The sequence below is a fragment of the Parabacteroides sp. AF19-14 genome (genome assembly GCF_003635485.1).
GTDB classification, from domain to species: Bacteria; Bacteroidota; Bacteroidia; order Bacteroidales; family Tannerellaceae; genus Parabacteroides; species Parabacteroides distasonis.
In genome coordinates this window covers 42,573-65,340 of the sequence record NZ_QTMJ01000019.1, presented here as the reverse complement: position 1 = coordinate 65,340, position 22,768 = coordinate 42,573, and the positions used below count along the sequence as shown (strand labels likewise).

Below are 22,768 nucleotides of genomic sequence, written 5' to 3'. Positions count from 1 at the left end.
GTCTTTATATCGTCTCTTTATAACTTATCCCTTAAAAACCTTCCGGTATAGGATGCCTCGCAAGCCGCTATCTCCTCCGGTGTACCGGCACAAACCAGCTGCCCGCCGGCCTTTCCGCCTTCCGGTCCTAAATCGATCACATAATCCGCACATTTGATCACATCCATATTATGCTCGATAATTACCACGGAGTGACCTTTCTCGATCAAGGCATTGAAAGCTTTCAACAAAGTCTTGATATCATGAAAATGTAAACCGGTCGTAGGCTCGTCGAAAACGAACAAGGTAGGTTGCTGCTTCTCTTGGCCTAAGTAATAAGCCAGTTTCACACGTTGGTTCTCACCACCGGATAAAGTGGAGGAAGTCTGTCCCAGCTTGATATAGCCCAAGCCCACGTCTTGCAGCGGTTTCAAGCGTTTCACGATCTTCTTTTCTTGGGAGCCGGAACCTTTCTCGAAGAACTCGATCGCTTGATTCACGGTCATTTCCAATACATCGTATATGTTAGCGCCTTGATACTCTACATCCAATACATCCTGCTTGAAGCGTTTGCCGTGGCAAGCCTCGCATTCCAAGGTGATATCCGCCATAAACTGCATCTCTACCGTGATTTTGCCCTCGCCCTTACATTCCTCGCAGCGACCTCCTTCTTTATTAAAGGAAAAATAAGCGGCGTTATATCCCATCTGCTTCGCTAAAGGCTGCTCGCCGAATAGTTTACGGATCTCGTCGTAAGCACCGATATACGTCACGGGGTTCGAGCGAGAACTCTTTCCGATCGAGTTCTGATCTACGAACTCGATCGCCTGAATCATATTCAAATCTCCACTGATACCGGAGCAATCTACGGTCAGACGGGCGGCATCATCCAAATGGCGTTTCACGCCCTCGTAGAAAATATCACGAACCAAGGAACTTTTACCCGAACCGCTCACGCCGGTAACCACCGTCATCACGTTCAAAGGAAACTTCACGTCCACGCCCTTTAAGTTATTCTTCCGAGCCCCTGTCACTTCTATATAATTATTCCACGGACGGCGATAAGGCGGGATCTCGATCTGATCCTCTCCCGTCAAATAACGTACCGTGTGGCTATCGGTACATTTCCGGAGGTTATTCACATCGCCTTGATAAACGACCTCGCCCCCCAAACGCCCTGCTTTCGGACCGATATCGATGATATAATCCGCCGCACGGATAATCTCCTCATCATGCTCCACCACGACCACGGTATTCCCCAAGGCTTGCAACTGTCGCAATACCTTGATCAACAAATCCGTATCCCGGGAATGCAGACCGATACTCGGCTCATCCAAAATATACAACGAACCCACCAAGCTACTACCCAACGAGGTAGCCAGATTGATACGTTGGCTCTCTCCTCCGGATAAAGAGGCCGAGAGGCGATCTAAAGCCAGATAACCCAACCCCACATCCAGTAAGAATTGCAAGCGATTATTGATTTCCGTGAGCAAACGTTTAGCGATCGCCGCATCCGTCTCGTCCAGTTCCAGCTGATCAAAGAAAACCTTTGCCTCCGAAACCGGCATCGTCACCAGCTCGGCGATATTCTTACCGCCCACTTGCACATACAGCGCTTCCGGCCTCAAGCGGCTCCCCTTACAAACCGGGCAAGTCGTCTTTCCCCGATAGCGGGCTTGCATCACCCTGTATTGTATCTTATAAAGATTCTCTTCCACGAACTTAAAGAAATCGTCGATGCCGTGTAAACCTCTCGCCCCATGCCACAACAAATCCTTCTCTTTCTGTGTCAGGTCGTAATACGGGCGGTGGATCGGGAAGTTATATTTCTCGCTCTTCATGATAAAGTCTTTCAGCCATTCCCCCATCACCTCACCTTTCCAGCAAACCACGGCTCCTTGGTAGACAGACAAGCTTTTATCAGGCACCACCAGATTCTCATCGATACCCAGCACCTTACCGAACCCCTCACAAGTCGGACAAGCGCCCAACGGATTATTAAAGCTAAACATCATATCGGTAGGCTCCTCGAATATCATGCCATCCGCCTCGAACTTCTTCGAAAATTCCTTCACGACTACCCCTTCCTCCGTATAAATACGGATCAAACAGGTACCATGGCCCTCAAAGAAAGCGGTCTCGGCCGAGTCTGCCAAACGGCTTTTCAAGGTCTTATCGTCCGATACCGTCAGGCGGTCCACCAACAACTCGATCGGGTAAGACAGCAACTCCTCGCTCGCCAGTACCTCCGAGATACGATATACCGTATCATTCACCGACAGACGGGCATATCCTTCTTTCCGCAAGATCTCCAGCTGCTCCTTCATATCCCGGCCTTCCGGCAAGACAACCGGAGCGAATACGGCAAAACGAGTCCCTTCGGGATATCGCATGACCTCCTTGATAATATCGCTCACCTGATGTTTTTTCACCTCGGTGCCAGAAACTGGCGATATCGTCTTCCCGACGCGAGCATATAACAAGCGTAAATACTCATAAATCTCGGTAGATGTACCGACTGTGGAACGCGGATTACGGGTATTCACCTTCTGCTCGATAGCGATAGCGGGCGGTATTCCCTTAATATAGTCGCATTCCGGCTTACTCATCCTTCCCAAGAACTGGCGGGCGTAAGCGGATAAACTCTCTACATACCGGCGCTGTCCCTCCGCATAAAGGGTATCGAACGCCAACGATGATTTTCCACTCCCCGACAGCCCGGTTATCACCACCAGCTTGTCCCTCGGAATCTCTACATCTATATTTTTCAAGTTGTTGACACGTGCCCCCTTGATGAAAATCGAATTGCTCTCAGACATATTACCTTTATCTTTTTCTTTAACGCAAAGATAGCCAAAACTAACCGATTCTGCCCTATCTTCATCGAACTAATTCACACAGTTAGACAGGGTGTGCCTCGTCTCTACTGCCAAGTAAATAAAATAACAAGGGTGAAATATTTCATATTTACAGGGAATCTTCTACATTTGTTGAAAATTTCATAGACAAACACAGCAAGGCACCCATGTATATTAAATATTTTCGCTTCTTAGTAGCGATTCTCTTTTGTGCGATAACCTCATGTTCTACGGTTCGCGAGAAGCCTCGTCCGGCTACGAGTACGGGCAAGGAGGCCAAGCGAGAGTTTAGGGGAGCATGGATACAGACCGCTTTTCAAGGCGAATACAAGGATATGACTCCCGCCCGGATGAAAAAAGACTTCATCCGCAAGCTTAATTACCTGCAAGCATGCGGCATCAACGCCATCATCTTTCAGGTGCGCCCCGAGGCGGACGCTTTCTATAAATCCGATATCGAGCCGTGGAGTCGCTTCTTCACCGGAGAGCAGGGCGTAGCCCCGGCAGGTGAGTTCGACCCGATGGCCTTCCTAATCCAAGAATGCCATAAACGGAACATGGAGTTTCACGCTTGGTTGAATCCTTACCGGGCGAGCACGGCGGGAAACACCCGTTTCGCCGATTCCCACATCTATCATAAGCATCCCGAATGGTTTGTCACTTATAATAAACAAATCCTTTTCGACCCGGGATTGCCGGAAAGCCGTCAGTTTATCTGCCGGGTAGTGCGTGATATCGTCGGCCGTTACGACGTGGACGCTATCCATATGGACGATTATTTCTATCCCTATCCCGTAGCGGGTATGCCTTTCCCTGATGATAACAGCTTCCGGAAATACGGCTTGCGAAAAGGATACAGCGAGGCGCAAAGGAACGATTGGCGCCGGGAGAACGTGAATACCCTGATCCGGGAATTGAAACGTACCATCCTGCTCACCAAGCCTTGGGTACGCTTCGGTATCAGTCCCTTCGGCATCTACCGCAACAAGAAAAGTACCGCGGACGGATCGGGTAGCAATACCAACGGCCTGCAAAACTACGACGACCTCTACGCCGATATCACCTATTGGGTACAGCAAGGTTGGATCGATTATAACATCCCCCAGATCTATTGGGAGATCGGACACCCGGCGGCGGATTACATCACGCTTATCAAATGGTGGGACAAAAACGCCAACGGAGGTCATTTATATATCGGGCAAGACGTGGCCCGCACCATGAAAGCGGACCAATTAACCCGCAAGATGCGTTACGAGCGTGCCTTGCCGCACGTGAGCGGCAATTGCTTCTGGCCCGCCAACGAGATTCTATGGAACAACAAGGGCGTAGCCGACAGCCTACGGCGGAACTACCACCGTTACCCGGCCCTTATCCCGGCCTATACCCATATGCATAACCGTCCGCCAAAAGACGTAAGCAAGCTAAAGACCGAATGGACGCCCAAGGGCTTCCTCTTGCACTGGAAAGCGGAGCAAAGCCCCACGAATCCGGAGCTAGCCTCTTATTTCGTGGTTTATCGCTTTAACGACAAAGAGCCAATAGACACGAGCGATCCCTCGAAGATCGTGGCTATCACCCGGGAAACCGGCTACTTGATGCCTTACGAGAAAGGTAAGGTAAAATATCGCTATGTAGTGACCGCCGTAGATCGCTTTCACAACGAGAGCGAGGGCAAGACAAAGAAAGTAAAATTATAAAGACACCAATTATGTTAACCGACCATCGCTGCACCAAATATACCGATTGTTCCTCTTGTGGTTTCTACCAGAGGGATATATTCAAGTATCGTCTTTATCCGAAAGGGTACGTGATCCCTCAGACAAGATGCATGCAGAACATGGTATTCTTCCTGATCAAGGGAGAGATCTGGCTGAACAGCGAGGAGCACCCGGACACTACGTTCCGGGGCGGACAGTTCGTATTGCAACCGATCGGCTCGAAAGTGGAATGCAAGGTACTCGACTACACCGAATGTATCATCTATCTCTTCGAGCGTCCGCAAAACATATGCGACAACCGTTTCAATAAAGGCATCTCCATCGTGGAGAACGAACGCCAGCAGCCCATCGTCATGACGATGGTCCCGCCGATACAACTCTTCATCGAGGGCATGAAGCTCTACCTCAACGATGATTTAAGATGCTCCGGACTGATGCAAGCCAAACGCTCGGAGATGGTCTACTTGCTGAACTGCTACTACCCCATCAAGGAGCTAGCCGCCTTTTACGCCCCGATTTACCGGTATAGCCACAGCTTCCAGTATTTCGTGATGCAGAACTACCAAAAGGCGAAAGACGTGGAGACCTTCGCCCAATTGGGAGGCTACAGTGTACCCACCTTCCGCCGTATCTTCAAGGATACGTTCGGAGAGCCCGCCTACCAATGGATGCTGAAACGCAAATGCCAAGACATCCACAATGACCTTATCATGACCGAGCTTTCCATATCCGAGATTTGTTACAAGTATGGTTTTGAATCGCTTTCTAACTTCTCGCACTTCTGCAGGGCTAATTTCGGCCAATCTCCCCGCTCTGTCCGTTCTCTAAAGGATGAAAATACATAATATTCAATGATTTTTTTAAAATCTCTCAACTTTTGCAACTCTTTGGACAAAAATAACAATTCTCCCCTTTAGCATTACCTATACATTTGCGTCCAGAAGGTCAATCATAATTGATTTTCAAAGAAAAATAAAATGTATAGGTACAATAAGACAAGTATTATCTTAAAGGTCACGATCGCAGTTTTATTCATTATCGGCATGGTGCTGGAATGTAGTTGCGAGAGATCTGAGGAACCGGAAAAAGTAGGTACGGGCTACATCACTTACACCCTTCGTTGGGACAGCGTGGTACCCGGTTTTTCGGCACCGGAGAAACTTCGTTATTGCATCTACCCGTCGGAGGGCGGACCGATGATACAGACAGATGGAGACGCAAAGGGCATCACCCTATTCTTACCACCGGATAAATACAATGTATTGATTTTTAATTACGACGCGAAAAACATAGATTTTCGCAATATGTCAAGGTTCGAGGAGGCGGAAGCGTATCTTTCCTCAATAGGGAATGAGAAAGCACGTCAAGAGGAGGCAATCCCATTATATGTCGCTTCAATCCGTTTAGAGGAGATAAAGGCAGATATAAAAAGCCATAAGGTATTGACTTTGTCGCCTGTTTTTCTATCAAAGGATAGTTCTTTGAGCTTAAGTAATAATAAGAAAGAGATCGCGAGCAATATCAACGGGCTAACGAAAACAAGTATCCGATGAAAGAATGCCGATTATTTATCATCTTATTCTCGCTCATCCTTGGATTAGCGGGATGCTCGAAAGAGACAATGATCGGCGAGTATGTAGACCGTTGCGCTGTACGCCTCGATATAAACTGGAGTCCTTGTGGCATTGAGTTGGATGGTATGACCGCACTTTTTTACCCCGTTGAAGGAGGAGAGCCAAGTCGTTTTCTAACCAACATGGTTACAGGAGACAAGGTACAATTAAAGAAAGGGATCTATAACGTAGTGATATTTAATCAGGCGGCTGAAGAATACAGTTATCTTACGATCGAGGGGCAAGATCAATATAACACCCTACGGATCGTGATGAAAACAACGGAAAGCGATTGGTATACGCCCACAGAGGGAGAACAGTTAATCTACGACCCGGAACCTTTCGCAGTAGCTACATTAGAAGGTTTCGAGGTTACGCAAGAGATGATACGGGCGAGTCTGAAAGAGGGAAAAGAGTTTTCCTTAGCTTGCCAACCCACAAAGGTAATCTTTACGACCCATTTGTCTTTGCAGATAAAAGGATTGCACAATGTCCGGAAAGCAAGGGGATCGATCAAAGGGATGGCAGATACATATTGGATAGCGGATGGCAAGACCGGAAATAGCATGGCAACGCAACTAGTGGACTTCACAGAAAAAACCTTTCACGAGAATTCCACGACCGACGGTATCTTATCCGGCTCTTTCCTAACACTCGGTACGCCGGGTATTACATCGAAAGCCACGGATGAGACCGGTAATTTACTTACGTTATCAATCCTATTGGTCGATAACAAGACGGTGATTACGAAACAGTATAACGTGACCCAACGCGCCTCTATTAATAATGATACGAAAGAGGTTGAAGTGGCACTCGGTACCGGGGCTGATCCGGATATGGAGGAAACTCCCGAGGATATTCCGCTGGAACTGCCGAATGTGGAGCCGGAAAATAATGGAGGCGAAGGGGGATTCGACGCAAGTGTAGACAATTGGGGAGATGAGACGAATATCGTAATCCCCGCATAACTATAGAATGATAAATAGTAACAACATAAAACAACATTAAAAGACTAAGCATTATGAAGACAAATTTATTCATCGCAGCATTAAGCCTAGTAGTATTGGCTGGCTGCTCAGGCGAAGATGAGATTGACACATTGGTAGCAAAAAGTGATAATGCGATTAATTTCGGGACTTATGTGGGGAAACAGACGAAGGCGTTAGAGAAATCAGAATTTACAGATAATGATACATTTGGAGTATTTGCATTCTATACAAAATCAGAGAATTACGACAATACAGCTGACACTCCTAATTTCATGTATGATCAATCCATTAAAAAAGAAACAGCAGGATGGACATACAACCCTGTAAAGTATTGGCCTAACACAAGTGGAGAGAAAATCACATTTTTTGCATACTACCCTACCACAAAGACTGGTATGACATTCCAAAATACAGGAGCTGAGACGGCATATACCAATGCCTCAAAAGGTTTCCCCGATATCAAATTTGTGGTTCAAGATAAAGCCACTGAACAAGTTGACCTTATGTATTCTACTTTGCTGAACAAAGAAAAACCAGCAAGTGAAACGAAAATCGAGTTCGACTTTGCTCATGCCCTATCGAAAGTTAATATTAAGGCTCAAATGCAAAAAGCCCTAAATAGCGAAACAACTGTAAATATAAAAAGCATCACTTTAAATAATATATACAATACAAACACATTAAAATATACAGGATCAACTCCTAGCTGGGGATGGGGTAATGCGAGCAATGGAGTAACGTATACAATAACTCTCACTAATACTAGTTTGGCCACTGCAAATGGAACAACTGCTATTGATATCACAAGCGGAGCAAGTTTCTTGATGGTTCCCCAAACATTATCAACTACAACTGGCAAAGAAGCTAGTATTACTATCACCTATGATGTCGTTACAAAGGATACAAATCTTTCAGGAGAGAGTACTACTATTACAAACACAGTAACTAAACAAATAGCTACTGAACCAACTGCATGGGCCATGAATAAACAATATGTATATACTATAGAGATATCCTTAACTGATGTAAGTGTTGACTCTAAGGTTACAGGTTGGACAGCAATAGAATAGTAAAACTAAATACAATTCTTTTAAAGTATTAAATAAGCCGGGAGAAAAACTCTCGGCTTATTTAATGTAATAAAAAGTATACTCTTCTACGACATTCTGAAACAACCACAAAAAACGTCCCATTATCTAAACAAATAATAATCCACCTTTTTGTTCGATACACAACACATATCGTGACAAACCCATTCCTCCAGAATCGCAAAACAGCGAGAAAAAGATAGCCACAAACAGCCTTTTCCACTTCAAAAAGCCCCCTTTTCACACACAATAGGTCACAAAAGCCAACGCAAAAGGTTGCATCAGGCAACACATATAGCCGCATTGGGTCACTGAAGAAGGGCATAAGTTAACCAAGAGCGTTAAAAGTATTATCCCACACTAAAATCTCGACAATTGCAACTTATCCACTTTCACAAGGGCCAATGGATACAGGTCACTTATTTTTGCGAGGTAGGGAATTAACGGCTCATGCGAAATAGTCCGTGGATGAATCAGCTACTTACTAATATTGATTTTATGAAAACATCTACCATATCTGCCACTATATCATATACCACTTTATCAATAAGAACATTACCTATTGGTTGTAGATATCCAAACATCTACAATTATCATTCATCATCTACCACTTATACTTGATATTTGCGCTTTTTCTTTACTTTGGATGAGAAAACGTGTTATTTTCGAAAAACATTGATCCGTCAGTTTTTTCGGACATATGGGAATAAATGAGGAGCCGGTATTTAACGCTTGGCAGAGTGGCTATCGATGGACAAAGCGATATGGCTAATAAGTTTCCTTTGAGAATAGTTTCTCCTAAGGAAAACTAAAGTTTCGTAAGCACAAAACAAGAGTTTCTTCCAAGGGAAACAAGAGTTTTCATACCGGAAAACTCTTGTTTTATACCACAAAAACTATAACCATCTGTATGTTAACGTTTTTAGTTGACTACTTAGCGTCTTATTTATAAAGCAGGTGACTGGTTTACAAAGCCTAAAATAATCAAGTAGCCGGTATGCCGGCATACCGTTGCGCAACGGGCGATGCGTTAGGGCTAATGATGCGGTTGGTGAGTAAGGGGGACAGCTGTATTTAGTGGTTGAGAAATAGCAAATGGTGGTAGATACAAACTGATAGTGGTAGATGGCAAGCATCTACCACCACTCGATAAATTAATTATAATCAATTATTTATACATGCAGTGGTAGATATGGTAGATGATTTTGGATTATTTAGTTAGCCATGAGACTAAACCTTTCTCAGTAAGCAAAACAAAGTGATGAAAGAAAAGCAATAAGACTCAATCATATTCACCCGAACCAAGACCGGTTACTTGCCGGATCATCTCGGAGTCGAAGCCTAAGGCTTTCATTCTTTGGGCGGTTCGCTCTAGGCCTTCGACCAATCCTTCCTCACGACCCTCCTTTAGGCCCTCCTTTCGACCTTCTTCACGACCTTCTTCACGACCCTCGATCCTACCTTCTAGCTTAGCGGAATCAAGTACGTCGTTTTGGATCATGATAGCGCTCAAGTGCTCATCGTAGGCGTGACGCTCGGCGGGGGGCATGGAGTAGTATCGCAATTTCTCGCGCGCCTCGCCCAAACCGGGAACCGTCGTGTCGGGACGGATACGGCCGTCCTTCAAGTAATCCATCCACTCCTCCAAGGGAGTGACGGCCACCTTGTTGAACTCGTTCACGCGTATTAGGATATATTCGGGGAAGATCTCGGAGGGCAGGCGGGAAACGATCGCCTCTCGCTCCTTCGTGTTAACCAGCAAACGGTCCTTCGAGTGAACGCCAATGAACTGGTTCTGCCCATGGTACAGGTAATCCTCGCCGATGCCAATATCGAAATAGAGAATGCTGATCGAATAGATCTTCTTCACCTTATAGTAAGCCTCGCCCAGATAGATATGCTCGGTGATCGCCTTCGCGACACCGTAGAGGATGCGTTCGAGGTAATAAAGCTCGCGCGTGTTCTGTATCTCTATGATGATGATTTCCCCCTTGCTGTTCAGGGCCTTGATGTCCACACGGTTGAACTTGTCTTCCGCAGACAGTTGGTTGCCCTCGCTCTCCAGCAGCTCCACGATCGTGATCCTCTCCCCGATGAATACCGTGAGAAACCCCTCGAGCACATCGAAATTGGCCTTCTGACGAAGCAGACGCTTGATGGCCCAATCGAAACGGATATACTTGTCTTGCATCTCGTTCATAAACTCTTGTTCCTTTTTTGTTTTCATAGTCAATTGATTTTGATTCGCTATCCACTATAGGACACTCTGCCAAAGATAGTCCTTAATTCGGAAAGAAACAATAGCAAGAACTTTCTTTCAGCGAAAGACGAACAATCCTTTTCTAGAATTCGCAAAGTAAGTTAACTTCGTTGGCAAAGTAAGCCAGCTCAAATCGCATAAAGTCATAGAAAAATCATTATCTTTGTCAATCCTGTTTAAATCACATAAAGTCATAAAATGGAGACTATCATAAATCATATTCATATAAGCAACTTCAAGTCAATCAAAGATGTGACTTTAGACCAATGCCGGAGGATCAACTTGATTATTGGCAAGCCGAATGTGGGTAAAAGTAATCTATTGGAAGCGATGTCCTTGTTTTGTCTGCCCTATTTGAAATATACCCGGAAAAGAAGCATCCAGCAGTTTATCCGTACGGAGAACGATGCAGAGTTATTTTTCGACGGCCATGTAGATAGCCCAATTTCTGTGAAAACGAACAAGGTGAATGTAGAAGTAAAAATGGATAACATGGGACTTCTTTATTCGCAAACCAATCCGGCTCATCCCGCACAAGATGTAGCTTTTACTATTTCCAACTTGACGATACCCGCCAAGAAAAATATAGATATTCCAACGGCAAACCCTTTCAAATGCTATTTTTATCCACCAGCATTCGATAAGGAGAAATTACCGATTCCTTTCCTATTACCTCCGGGAGGAAGCAATTTGATGAATATCGTTTCCATGATGCCCAAGTTGAAAGAAGAATTAAGAACTATTTTCAACGACTATGGCTTGAAATATGTCTTCGATACCAATAGCCAGGAGATTAAAGTAATGAAAGAAAAGAAACCGGGAGAGATATTTTTAATTCCATTTCATTCCATAGCCGATACCCTGCAGCGTATGATTTTCTACAAAGCGGCTATTGAAAGTAACAGTGAGTCCGCATTAGTTTTTGAAGAACCGGAAGCCCACTCATACCCTCCTTTCATATCAAAGGTAACGCAGGATATTATCCAATCGGACAGAAACCAGTTTTTTATAACGACACACAGTCCTTATGTGGTTAACGACTTTCTGGAATTACCGAGTGACGAACTTGCCATTTACCTAGTTGACTTCAGGAATGGGGAAACTTTCGTGAAAAGAGCCAGTGACACAGAAGTACAAGAAATGTACGAATATGGCATCGACCTATTTTTCAACACCGAAACCTTCTTAAGATAATGGCAGAACTCTACATAATTCCGGAATGCTACGTCGATACAAACCTAATCGAGACGTTGGTTCCCACCGCTAAAGGATATAATCATCAGAAAGGCTGTAACAACGTCGTAAAAGTGATGAAAGAAAAGTTATCGGATAAATTCGCGGTTGGAATAGTGGATAAAGACAAACGACAGGTCAGTTACGTCAACGAATTTGCGGAAATAGGACATACGGACTCCCTATATTTTTACAAACACCCGGACAAGGCTCATTTCTTAATAATGATCGATCCTGCCGTAGACCGCTTTATCCTAAAATGCGCTAAGGAAGAGAAAGTTGAGATGAAACAATTCGATCTTTCAGATGAATTGAGATCTTTTACAGCGCAGACAAAGCAAGTATCGAGCAAAGAGGATACGAACTTCAAAAAGTTATTTCACGAAATTAAGAGCGCAGAAATGAAAGCTCTTATTGATGGGCAAACATCAAAACTGTAGCAAGCTTCTTGGGATATTGTGGACTGAAACATAGCGAAAGATACAGAACACATTGCAGGCACAAGCCCATACCCAAGTCTACCGCCTACGCTTATTCGACAGTACTTGCAAGATAACGGAATGCGTTAAAAACTATTTTACGGAATGTCCAAATGTTCTGTCAATACGTTTACGAATGTTCGTAATGGCGCACCTTCATAATTATCCAACTCCCCAACCAAGATCAGAGCGGCGTTCTTCATCCATGGGTGGTATGGAATGGATAGTTCATAGGGGATTTCCCGGATCAGTTCCGGGGTGTTCTTGATTACCGTATAAGTGTCGCCATCGGCGGCTTTCTTGCCTTCGAAAACTAAGGTACGGTCGTACATTTTTTGCTTGTTTGCCCCGTTTAGTACTACCGGGGCCATGACTACGGAATCTCTGTCGCTACGCAACATCGGCATCAAGGACAGCGTTTGATATCGTCCCACGGAGAGTCCGCAGACACTGATCGTTAGGTCTAGACGCAAGGAGTTGCCCTCCCGCTCGATGCGGTTTTGCTTCACGGAGACTTGCCCCCGGTAAGATTGTATAGGCACCTGCGCTCCTGCCGGAAGAACAAGGCCGATCACAAGCAAGCATATATAAATGAATGTCTTCATAGATTTATCTCTTTATTTGATGATGTAAACGATACTGATACCCGCCTTTGTTAATCCCCAATACTCGTTGCGGAACTTGCCGATAGGCGCATCTCCTCTAGGAAAAGCGTACTTATCATATTCGAAATGCAAGTATCCGAAACCCGCCGTGAACTCCACGTTCCAACGGGGCGACACGTATAACTGATAACCATAAGAGATACCGCCGCCATAAGCGTTACCGTTATAACTATTCTTTTTCTCCATCCCATACAGGAGCTTCAAACCGGCGAAATCGTAATCCATATACTGGGCATGAACCCCGAAGAAATGTCCGTTGAAACGCTCGTGTATCCAGTAGCGCGCCTCTGGTTGTATCATCCAATGCTTAAAGGACTTATCGCTCGAGAATGTCCAACCGTTATAATACCCCGATGCCTCAACCGACCAATGCTTGTTGAACGCGACCTCCGCCCCTACGTTCGGCGTAGTGATCGCGTCATAAAGCACATTGGTCTTCACGGCCACGACCTGTCCTTGAATATCCATAAAGGTTGACAAAAGAAATACTAACAGTAAATATAGTTTATTCATATCTCCCGGTTCATTAGGTTTGTTTATTTAAGAGGCAAAACCGTACAAATATAAATATTATTTATCAGTTCATTTGTACGTTAACTTATATAATATCCATGATTTCAAATGAAAAACGTTATCTTTGTAAAATAAATCCAGAATATGACTCATGAAGGCTAAATATATCGTGATTTTTTTCCTGTCACTCCTTTCGTTTGTCGCTTGCGATAAAGAGGAGGTCGTTATCCCTACTACTGCCCCTCGTACGGTTCTTATCTATTTCGCGGGGGATAATAGCTTGAGTGGATACGTGAGCCAAAACCTGAGGGCGATAAAGGAAGGGATTGAGCGAGATGGATTAAACAACGGCAATTTGTTGATCTATACGGATAAGCAGAACGAGGCTCCCCAGCTTTTTCAATTAAAGCTGGAAGCGGATACCATCCGGCAGATCGTGCTCGAGACCTACGACTCGAACCAGAACTCGGCCTCTACCGAGACGCTGACGCAAATAATCGACAAGGTACAAAAGGAATATCCGGCGGATAGTTACGGGTTGGTGCTGTGGAGTCACGGAACGGGATGGCTACCTTCGGATATCTATAGCTATCTGCGTTCTTTCGGGCAGGATGGGAAGAATAATTTCATGGAGATCAATGATTTGGCCTCCGCTTTATCGAAGTATCATTTTGATTTTATTTTGTTCGACGCTTGTTATATGTCGTGTGCCGAGGTAGCTTACGCTTTCCGGGGATGTGCGGATTATATTATCGGCTCGCCAACGGAGATATTGGCGAACGGCTTCCCTTATCAATCGATAATGGGGGATATGTTCAAGAAAGAAGCTGATGTGGTGGGGATAGCGACAAAGTTTTATACGTATTATCAAAGTGAGGCAGGAACGATCTCGGTCATGAAAAGCGATGAGTTGGATGAATTGGCTGCTACTTGCCGTACCCTATTCCATGATAAGACGGAAAGAGATCTTTTCGCCGTACCCGTTAGCGAATTGCAGATCATGGAGTATTTGACGCCGAATTATCATGCCTTATATGATTTTGATGATTACGTGAGCCGTCTGGCCACGGAAGAGCAATATAACGCATTCAAGCGGAGCATGGAAAAGGCGGTTATTTACAAGGCTACTACACCCAAGGCGGTTTACGCTTATCCGTATCCGTATGGAAGCTATCTGCCGGTCAATAAATATAGCGGCTTATCTATCTACATCCCCCAAGAAGCCTTGCCCAAACTAAATGAGTGGTACAAGGATCTTGAGTGGTATAAAGCGGTCTATTAATCACCTCTTATCCAACGCTTTCCGCGAGGAGTGTGAAGAAATAGTAAGATACTCCCTGCTATTGCAGCAACAATTGTAAAAAACACAGCCACTACTATCATACTAATCTATTTTAAGTATTAAACTTCCAATATATGCGAACCATACGGTAGCAACTAAGCCAACTCCAAAAATATACCAAATGATCAAAGGTATAGTATCAACATATGATAACCTTTCCCAATTACCTATATTAAAGAAAGCTCCACCTAATCCCAACACTAAAGCCGCAAATGTCAACTTTGACAGGTCAAAGAAATACTTCGCGATATTCTCCCTCCGTATCTTCACTAACTCTCGTGCCTCTTTATTCTTTTCTCTCCTTCTTTCAAAATCACTCATGACAAAAATAGTATTTATATTTCACATCCCATTCTATTTCACTAGGAAAACTTCTTTATAACGTTCAATTTTTCCTTGAGGATGAACGAGTTCCGCATAGAAAATATAGACTCCTGTTCTCACCTTGGAACCATTCACCGCAAGGCCGTTCCAAGCCAATTCACCTTCTATCCCTAATAAGTCATGATTTACCACCTCACTGATACGCCTTCCGGAGATATCAAATATCCAGGCCCTACAGGTATAGCCGGATTCATCAAGATGGTAGGAGATCGTATATTCCTTCGTTGCCTCAGAATAAACGGGAGACTCTATGCCCGTGACCTCGCCTTCATCTTGCTTTCCATATTGGGAATTCCGATAGCCGGGCGTACCGTATCCCGCCGTGGCCGAAGCCGAGGTCCAATTCATCTCATCCTGCGTATCGCTATCAGGATTAATCCGCTCCAAGGCAATCCCCTTCTCGTTTTTCACGGATGGAGCATGCCATTTAGAAGTATAACGAATCTCATCGATCATAACCTCATCTTCTGTACGAAACAGGACTAGCGTAGCGGAGGTATTTGCCAAGACCGGAAGTTTTAATTCATGCAAAGCATCCGGCGAAGATACCAGATAAAAGTCGCTCACTCCTTCTATACTTTTAGTCAGCAACGCATAATCTTGTGGTTCTACCGGAGAGACTATAGAAGATAAAGGATAATGCGTACTCAATGTACCATCGGATTTACGGGTAGCAACAGACAGTCCAGCCAAAGGCAATGCTCGGTCCGAACGATTATAAAGCTCGATATACTCACTCCCTTCCGGGTAAGGATTCGGCAACAACTCATTAAAAACGATCTCATTGGGTAAGACTATAATGTCCGTGGGGATACCCGGTTTATGGGGAGTGTCCGGACGATCCGGATCTTCTGGTTCATCGTCAGGAGAAGAGTTCGCGGAACCCGGCGTGCCTCCTCGCTCATCCGTTGATAAATAAAAACCGATTTCAGAACGTTCCCAAGCGATACCGGCTTTCGCTTTCTCATAGGCAATCCGGTCGATCTCCTTACCGGAAGGATCGAATAACGCAAGCTCCTTCCCCGTGTTCGCCAAGGACGCCGGGAATTTATCCAAGGGCATATCTTGTCCCGAATCGTCAATATGTATATCCCTACCAGACCGATAAAGCACGATATATCCATCCGCTTCCAGAGAGGCGGCGGTTAGTTCCGTAGATTTAGCGCCATATAAAAACATCCAGCCTTTCAAGGAAATCGTCTCTTCAGTCGTATTATGTAATTCCACATATTCCGTCTCGGGAAAAGCGGTTTGCCCTTTCGGATCAGCCATCACTTCATTAATACGGATACTACCGAAAGGGAGAGAAGGGGTTTCCGGGGTTTCCGGAACATCAGGAATATCTGGGTCTTCTTCATATTCCAATAAGATAGTAGCCACATCATCCGGCATCTCATTCCCTTTAGCGTCTTTCAAGCCGGAACAAGACAAATGATATTCCACTCCCAGATCCAGCTCCTCATCGAAACTTATATTCACGTTCGCTTTCGTTTCATCCGCATAAACGATACGAGAAGCCTCCCCCATACCGGAAATGGAAAATACGGCATCCTCGATATTCACCGGACTATCATATCGCAATTGAAAAACAGATACGGAAAAAGGTTGAATAGCGATTAGCTGGGGTGAGACAGGTTTCTCCTCCGGAACATCCGGTTCGGACGGCCTCTCCGGTTCCGAAGAGATTTCTTGAGACACACTAACATGAGTAAAACCAAAACCATTCACTCGTGTTTTGGTATAACGACATTCCAGACGTAAATCCCCTCCCTTACAAGAAGAAGAAACCTTAGACTCGCAACTCCCTATCAAGACATAACCATCACCATCAGATTCAAGAACATACAAACTCCAATCCTTACGGTCATTCAGCGTAAGCTTAATCTGCATAGTAACCTCTTTTGTCAAATCTTCAAGTACTTTTTCGATCAAGACTTTAGGCTTTTTCTCTGTTTCTACCTGTCTTCGCAGGGTAATCGTTTTCTTATTGCTTCCAATCTGTATATAATAATCAGCTTTAAGCCCAGAAATGCTCTGGTTATCTTGAAATACATGGAATCGAACGTGATTTCGATCGCTGGGTATAAAATCCATTCCAACACATAACTCCCATTGCATAGTAGCCGAATAGGTAATCGGAATCTCTAAGGACACGCTTCCCCGGGCAGGATCCGCACATGAGACCAGCCAACCGTTATCTATCACAAAACAATCCAAGTCTCCTCTCCAAGGATTAGCCGATGTTATCTCCGGTCCATCAAACGGTTCTTGTAACTGGGAAAACGCACAAACAGGAAGTAAAAATGCAAGAATTAATAATAATTGTTTCATAGCTATATCGTTTTAGTTATAAATTTCTCTATCTTTGCACCTCAATAACTTACAACTGTAAACTAAGGGGGCTAAAAGGCTTAAAATCGAAAGCCCTTTTGCGCAGCAAAGTTATAACTATTTTACATTATTCAAATTAAATCAGTGCTCAAAATGAAAGTAGCAATTGTTGGTGTAAGTGGAGCCGTAGGACAGGAGTTCCTGCGTGTACTCGACCAGAGAAACTTCCCGATGGATGAGCTGGTACTTTTTGGCTCATCTCGTAGTGCCGGACGTGTTTATACCTTCCGTGGTAAACAGTATACCGTTAAGGAACTGAAGCATAACGACGACTTTAAGGGAATCGATGTTGCTTTTGTTTCAGCCGGAGGTGGTACTTCCAAGGAATTTGAGAAGACGATCACGAAACATGGTACGGTGATGATCGATAACTCCAGCGCGTTCCGTATGGACGAGGATGTTCCATTGGTCGTACCGGAAGTAAACCCGGAGGATGCCTTGAATCGTCCTCGTGGCGTGATCGCTAACCCGAATTGTACCACGATCCAGATGGTTGTAGCGTTGAAGGCGATCGAGAACTTATCTCATATCAAGCGTGTTCACGTATCTACTTATCAAGCTGCCAGTGGAGCGGGCGCTACCGCTATGGCTGAGTTGGTAAAACAATATGAGCAATTATTAAAGGGCGAGGAGCCTACAGTGGAGAAATTCGCTTATCAATTGGCATATAACGTAATCCCTCACGTAGACGTATTCACGGAAAATGGCTATACGAAAGAGGAGATGAAGATGTATAACGAGACCCGTAAGATCATGCACTCGGATATCGAGGTGAGCGCTACCTGTGTTCGCGTACCGGTTATGCGTGCGCATAGCGAATCTACTTGGGTAGAGACAGAGCGTCCGATCAGCGTGGAAGAGGCTCGCAAGGCTTTCGCCGAGGCTGAGGGTGTGGTATTGCAGGATGAACCGGCAAACAAGGATTATCCGATGCCGTTGTTCGTAGCGGATCACGATCCGGTTTACGTAGGCCGTATCCGTAAGGATATCAGCAACCCGAATGGTTTGACATTCTGGACCGTGAGCGACCAGATCAAGAAAGGCGCCGCTTTGAACGCCGTGCAGATCGCCGAGTACTTGCTAAAGGTGGGTAATATCAAATAACAGACAACTTTGTAAATTCTATATACGTGGAAGCGGGATCAAGAGAATACTCTTATCCCGCTTTTTTATTCCTTAGCGTAATTCCTCCATGCCTTCTCAAAACGTATAAATCAATACGCCCAATACCCGATGGTTGGTTATCGAATGTGTGTCATGAATCCGTCCGCCATCTTGCAAATCCACATGGCCATACCATGCGATGGAAGGGCTATATTCAACACCTAATTTCCAGTGCGGAAGATTATACGAAAGCTGCAGGTTGGTCGTAAATACCTGATCTACGTCCAGACCTACGCCATAGGTTTTGCCTACCAGTGCCTCATTCGCTCCCAAGTTCTTCAAATAGCCTAAGAACAAACCCGGTTTCCATTTCTTTCCGTACACGATATTCAACCAAGAAGTAGAGAAAAGATACGGTGAATATTCCTGTTCGCCGGTACGTGGGTCGATAGAGGTGACGCCGTAACCACCCAACATACAAGTTTGCGTCAAGTTAGAAGCCAGCAATGTTTTCGCCATCACCAACCAATTCGCGTCCTGATATTTCACGTGCGCCTCGCCGGATACGGAAGAAACCCGCTCGCTGACTTTATAAATCTTGCCATCCACCTCGTTCTGCGTTCTCGGCACCAACGACAAGATCTCCATACCGGCTCCTACCTGCCAACCGGGTTTCTTATAATCCACCCCGAGATAGACTTCCGGCACGCAACTATTCTTGATATATTCCTCGCTCTTTCCGTTCGGTCCGGCCGATAGATATTGCAACTGCCATAGAACCGACCCGGTCAATTGCCACCCATTGTCCGTATAACGATAACGAATTTGCGGGCTGCGGTTAAAGGGCTGGAACGGAGCGCCGGTAGAAAGATTCAACATCTGTGGAAAGACCTCGCCAAATAGCGGATGCCATGTCTGTCCGATCAAGACAGCGGACTTGCCCCAATCCAGATTCACATAGGCATGACGGATACGGAGCACCGCCCAATTGCTACCCGAACCCCGGAAATCGGCCTCCAGTTTCAAGGAAGTCTTGGCCGAACCAACCTTCGGTCCTTGTACATCGATTCCCAAACGGGAGTAAAGCAGGTAAAAACTACCGTTCGGACTAGCGTTCAAGTCCTTGCCATCCGCATCCAACGCCACGTCCTTCGGATATAGGTGGAACAAACCATCCACGATCTCGGCGTTCGCACGGGAATTATAGAACAAGTCTCCACGTACCTGTCCGTAAAATTTGTAAGAGAAGTTTTTCTTTTGCGCCTGTACGCATACCGCCATACATAGGCCGATCAAAAGAAGCAAGTTGCGTTTCATTTCCATTCCGGTCAATCTATCTTTAAAAATAATACATCATCAAACCTAATATACGATGATTCGTTATCGCATGTGTTTGCTCGATACGTCCGCTCTCTAAGTCGGTCGTGCCATAATAAGCTGTCGCCGGACAATACTCGAAACCGAACTTCCAATGCGGTAAATTATACGATACGTTTAAGCTGACGGTTATTAATTGATCGATATCCAATCCCATACCATACACCTTATCCGCTGAGACCAAGGACTTCCCGGTTCCCAAATTCTTCGTATATCCGACGAAAACTCCCGGTCTCCATTTCGTTCCGTAGGCGAAATTCACCCATGTCGTAGAATGGCGAAAAGGCGTATATCCCTGCTCGCCCGTACGGGAGTCCACCGAGCTCACCCCGTAACCGCCCAATAAAGCGGTATGATCCAAGGCTGAGGCCATCAAGGTTTTCGCCGCAAAGGTATAGTTTCTTCCGCTATACTTCAAATGTGCCTCGTAAGAGAATGCGGTCATTCGCTCGTTCACCTTAAAAGTTTGCTCCTTCCATTCTGTGGAAGTACGGGGTTTCAAGGAGATCATATGAGCGCCGAGCCCCATCAACCAACCATCCGCAGGGGTAAAATCCGCCCCCACGAACATCTCCGGAATGCAACTATTCTTGATATAATCCTCGCTCATGCCTTTCGGTCCGCTGGAAAGGTATTGTAATTGCCACAACACGGAAGCCGTCAATTGTACCCGGCTATTCGCCTTATACTGGTAACGGATCTGAGGGCTACGGTTGAAAGGCTGGAACGGCGCTCCGGTGGAAAGATTCAAGACATCCGGCATCACGGCGCCAAACAAGGGATGCCACGTGATCCCTACTAATACCGCCGATTTTCCCCAATCCAAGTTTACGTATGCCTGCCGGATACGTAACATCGTATTACTACCGGAAAAACCGCCAAAGTCCGTCTCTATCTTAGCGGAGGAACGAGCCTTGCCGATATCGGGACCCGTCACGTCCAAGCCCAAGCGGGAAGTGAACGTATAGAAACTGCCATTCGGCGTGGCGTTCAAATCCTTGCCATCCGCATCAAAACTCTTATCCAAAGGATAGAGATAAAAGTTCCCATCGATCGGAGCCATATTAGCCCGGGAATTGTAGAAAAGATCTCCACGGACGAAGCCGTAGAATTTGTAAGTGAAGTTTTTTCTTTGCGCTGTCGTAGAAAATAAGGCTAGCATCCCCACGAGCAACAGGGCAATCCGTCTCATTATAATTCAGTTTGTTATTTTTCTTACCTTATAAGCCGCGAATGTATATATTTTTATGGATTCAATTTGAAGAAACGAAATATTATTTGTTCCTTTGCTTCCAAGTTGTAAGCCTTAAAGGTCAAATTAGATTAATATTGTAAACACCAGATAAAGAAAATGAGTACTAAAAAGTTTTTGCTAGAAGAAAAAGATATACCTACGGCATGGTATAATATCGTAGCGGATATGAAGAACAAACCGCTGCCGATCTTAAATCCACAAACTAAACAGCCCTTAAAGGAGGAAGATTTATATCCTCTATTCTCGAAAGGCGTCTCTCATCAAGAAATGAACACGACAGACACATGGATCGAGATCCCCGATGAAGTACGCGAGCTTTATAAGGTATGGCGACCGACTCCGTTGGTTCGTGCCACTGGATTGGAAAAAGCGCTGGATACGCCCGCCCATATCTATTTCAAGAACGAGAGTGTAAGCCCGATCGGTTCACATAAGTTGAATTCGGCCTTGGCTCAGGCTTATTATTGTAAACAAGAGGGTACGACAAATATCACGACCGAGACAGGCGCCGGACAATGGGGTGCCGCTCTTTCTTACGCGGCAAAAGCTTTCGGCTTGGAACTTGCCGTTTATATGGTAAAGGTTAGTTACCACCAGAAGCCCTACCGTCGTTCGATCATGCAGACTTTCGGAGCACAAGTTGTTGCCTCCCCAAGTATGAGTACGAAAGCCGGACGCAAGATCTTGACAGACCATCCTAATTATCAAGGTAGCCTAGGTACCGCTATCTCCGAGGCGGTAGAGTTGGCCATGCAGACACCGAACTGTAAATATACATTAGGTAGCGTATTAAACCACGTTATGCTGCATCAGACCGTTATCGGACTGGAAGCTGAGAAACAAATGGAAATGGCTGGCGAGTACCCTGATGTCGTTATCGGTTGTTTCGGGGGTGGTTCCAACTTCTCCGGTATCACATTCCCATTCCTGCGCCATAAACTAACGGAAGGTAAGGATATCCGGGTTATAGCAGCGGAACCGGCATCTTGCCCGAAACTTACAAGAGGGCAATTCCAATATGACTTCGGAGATGAGGCTGGCTATACCCCGCTAATCCCGATGTTTACGTTGGGACATAATTTCTCTCCAGCGAATATCCATGCGGGAGGTTTGCGTTATCATGGCGCCGGCTCCATCGTCAGCCAGTTGATGAAAGACGAATTGATGAGCGCCGTGGATATCAAGCAATTGGATACCTTCAAGGCCGCTACTTTATTCGCGCAAGCGGAAGGAATCATACCGGCCCCGGAATCATCCCACGCTATCGCCGCGGCTATCCATGAGGCAGAGCAAGCCAAGATCGAAGGTAAACCTCGTACGATCTTGTTCAACTTATCGGGCCACGGCTTGATCGATATGGCCGCTTACGACCAATATCTATCCGGTGATCTAACAAACTATGAGGTAACGGATGAGGAAGTAGCTAACAATTTGAAAGATTTGGAGAAAATCATCTGATAAAAACAAGAAAAGGGGCGATACCAAATCGCCCCTTTCCCTTATTTGTCTATGAAAGT

General features: G+C 45.3%; 18 protein-coding genes. 10 read left to right on the top strand and 8 right to left on the bottom strand.

The genetic code is table 11. From position 1 onward, the window contains the following. Positions 1-17 precede the first annotated feature (17 nt). The gene (uvrA, locus tag DWX33_RS16960; RefSeq protein ID WP_122380729.1) at positions 18-2,801 is read right to left on the bottom strand and encodes an excinuclease ABC subunit UvrA; all 2,784 of its coding nucleotides are present in this window, start codon (positions 2,799-2,801) and stop codon (positions 18-20) included. 206 nt (positions 2,802-3,007) lie between these two features. On the opposite strand from uvrA, the gene DWX33_RS16955 reads away from it, so the two are divergent. The 5 genes from DWX33_RS16955 to DWX33_RS16935 all read left to right on the top strand — a co-directional run bounded on the left by DWX33_RS16955 (position 3,008) and on the right by DWX33_RS16935 (position 8,230). After that, positions 3,008-4,537 carry a glycoside hydrolase family 10 protein gene (locus tag DWX33_RS16955; protein ID WP_122380728.1) on the top strand — a complete coding sequence of 510 codons (1,530 nt, stop codon included), beginning with the start codon at positions 3,008-3,010 and terminating at the stop codon, positions 4,535-4,537. An 11-nt stretch (positions 4,538-4,548) separates the two neighbouring features. Continuing rightward, positions 4,549-5,403, top strand: coding sequence for a helix-turn-helix transcriptional regulator (locus DWX33_RS16950; RefSeq protein WP_036651698.1), 855 nt, complete (start codon positions 4,549-4,551; stop codon positions 5,401-5,403). A 132-nt stretch (positions 5,404-5,535) separates the two neighbouring features. Beyond that, positions 5,536-6,111: a DUF5119 domain-containing protein gene (locus tag DWX33_RS16945; protein WP_122380727.1), complete on the top strand. Its 576-nt coding sequence runs from the start codon at positions 5,536-5,538 to the stop codon at positions 6,109-6,111. Further along, positions 6,108-7,139, top strand: a complete 1,032-nt coding sequence (locus DWX33_RS16940; RefSeq protein WP_122380726.1) for a DUF5119 domain-containing protein — start codon at positions 6,108-6,110, stop codon at positions 7,137-7,139. Before DWX33_RS16945 ends, DWX33_RS16940 begins: the two co-directional genes overlap by 4 nt. Before the next feature lie 53 nt (positions 7,140-7,192). After that, positions 7,193-8,230 (top strand): fimbrillin family protein, encoded by a 1,038-nt coding sequence (locus DWX33_RS16935; protein ID WP_122380725.1) that lies wholly within the window; start codon positions 7,193-7,195, stop codon positions 8,228-8,230. A 1,300-nt stretch (positions 8,231-9,530) separates the two neighbouring features. On the opposite strand, the gene DWX33_RS16930 is transcribed toward DWX33_RS16935, so the two are convergent. Next, positions 9,531-10,448 carry an Rpn family recombination-promoting nuclease/putative transposase gene (locus tag DWX33_RS16930; RefSeq protein ID WP_122380742.1) on the bottom strand — a complete coding sequence of 306 codons (918 nt, stop codon included), beginning with the start codon at positions 10,446-10,448 and terminating at the stop codon, positions 9,531-9,533. Between the two features lie 258 nt (positions 10,449-10,706). On the opposite strand from DWX33_RS16930, the gene DWX33_RS16925 reads away from it, so the two are divergent. Both DWX33_RS16925 and DWX33_RS16920 read left to right on the top strand, forming a co-directional pair. Next, on the top strand, positions 10,707-11,702 hold the full coding sequence (locus DWX33_RS16925; protein ID WP_122380724.1) for an AAA family ATPase: 996 nt from the start codon (positions 10,707-10,709) through the stop codon (positions 11,700-11,702). After that, the gene (locus tag DWX33_RS16920) at positions 11,702-12,181 is read left to right on the top strand and encodes a hypothetical protein (protein ID WP_122380723.1); all 480 of its coding nucleotides are present in this window, start codon (positions 11,702-11,704) and stop codon (positions 12,179-12,181) included. The genes DWX33_RS16925 and DWX33_RS16920 overlap by 1 nt, the downstream gene beginning before the upstream one ends. A 137-nt stretch (positions 12,182-12,318) precedes the next feature. Here the strand turns inward: DWX33_RS16920 and DWX33_RS16915 are convergent, their stop codons facing one another. After that, complete coding sequence (locus tag DWX33_RS16915) at positions 12,319-12,825, bottom strand: DUF3868 domain-containing protein (protein WP_008772995.1); 507 nt, start codon at positions 12,823-12,825, stop codon at positions 12,319-12,321. A 12-nt stretch (positions 12,826-12,837) separates the two neighbouring features. After that, positions 12,838-13,398: a DUF3575 domain-containing protein gene (locus DWX33_RS16910; RefSeq protein ID WP_005863367.1), complete on the bottom strand. Its 561-nt coding sequence runs from the start codon at positions 13,396-13,398 to the stop codon at positions 12,838-12,840. A gap of 151 nt (positions 13,399-13,549) precedes the next feature. Between DWX33_RS16910 and DWX33_RS16905 the strand changes: the two genes are divergently transcribed. Next, positions 13,550-14,680, top strand: coding sequence for a clostripain-related cysteine peptidase (locus DWX33_RS16905; RefSeq protein WP_048927035.1), 1,131 nt, complete (start codon positions 13,550-13,552; stop codon positions 14,678-14,680). A gap of 102 nt (positions 14,681-14,782) precedes the next feature. Here the strand turns inward: DWX33_RS16905 and DWX33_RS16900 are convergent, their stop codons facing one another. Together DWX33_RS16900 and DWX33_RS16895 are read right to left on the bottom strand one after the other, a co-directional pair. After that, the gene (locus DWX33_RS16900) at positions 14,783-15,061 is read right to left on the bottom strand and encodes a hypothetical protein (protein WP_048927034.1); all 279 of its coding nucleotides are present in this window, start codon (positions 15,059-15,061) and stop codon (positions 14,783-14,785) included. Between the two features lie 33 nt (positions 15,062-15,094). Beyond that, positions 15,095-17,455 carry a lamin tail domain-containing protein gene (locus DWX33_RS16895; RefSeq protein WP_122380722.1) on the bottom strand — a complete coding sequence of 787 codons (2,361 nt, stop codon included), beginning with the start codon at positions 17,453-17,455 and terminating at the stop codon, positions 15,095-15,097. 153 nt (positions 17,456-17,608) lie between these two features. Here DWX33_RS16895 and DWX33_RS16890 point away from each other — a divergent pair, with 153 nt between their 5' ends. Beyond that, positions 17,609-18,619 (top strand): aspartate-semialdehyde dehydrogenase, encoded by a 1,011-nt coding sequence (locus DWX33_RS16890; protein WP_005859941.1) that lies wholly within the window; start codon positions 17,609-17,611, stop codon positions 18,617-18,619. 96 nt (positions 18,620-18,715) lie between these two features. Here DWX33_RS16890 and DWX33_RS16885 read toward each other — a convergent pair whose 3' ends face one another. Next, the gene (locus DWX33_RS16885; RefSeq protein WP_057326164.1) at positions 18,716-19,936 is read right to left on the bottom strand and encodes a DcaP family trimeric outer membrane transporter; all 1,221 of its coding nucleotides are present in this window, start codon (positions 19,934-19,936) and stop codon (positions 18,716-18,718) included. A 22-nt stretch (positions 19,937-19,958) separates the two neighbouring features. Beyond that, complete coding sequence (locus DWX33_RS16880; protein ID WP_122380721.1) at positions 19,959-21,188, bottom strand: DcaP family trimeric outer membrane transporter; 1,230 nt, start codon at positions 21,186-21,188, stop codon at positions 19,959-19,961. A 159-nt stretch (positions 21,189-21,347) separates the two neighbouring features. Here DWX33_RS16880 and DWX33_RS16875 point away from each other — a divergent pair, with 159 nt between their 5' ends. Then, on the top strand, positions 21,348-22,709 hold the full coding sequence (locus DWX33_RS16875; RefSeq protein WP_005859947.1) for a TrpB-like pyridoxal phosphate-dependent enzyme: 1,362 nt from the start codon (positions 21,348-21,350) through the stop codon (positions 22,707-22,709). Positions 22,710-22,768 lie beyond the last annotated feature (59 nt).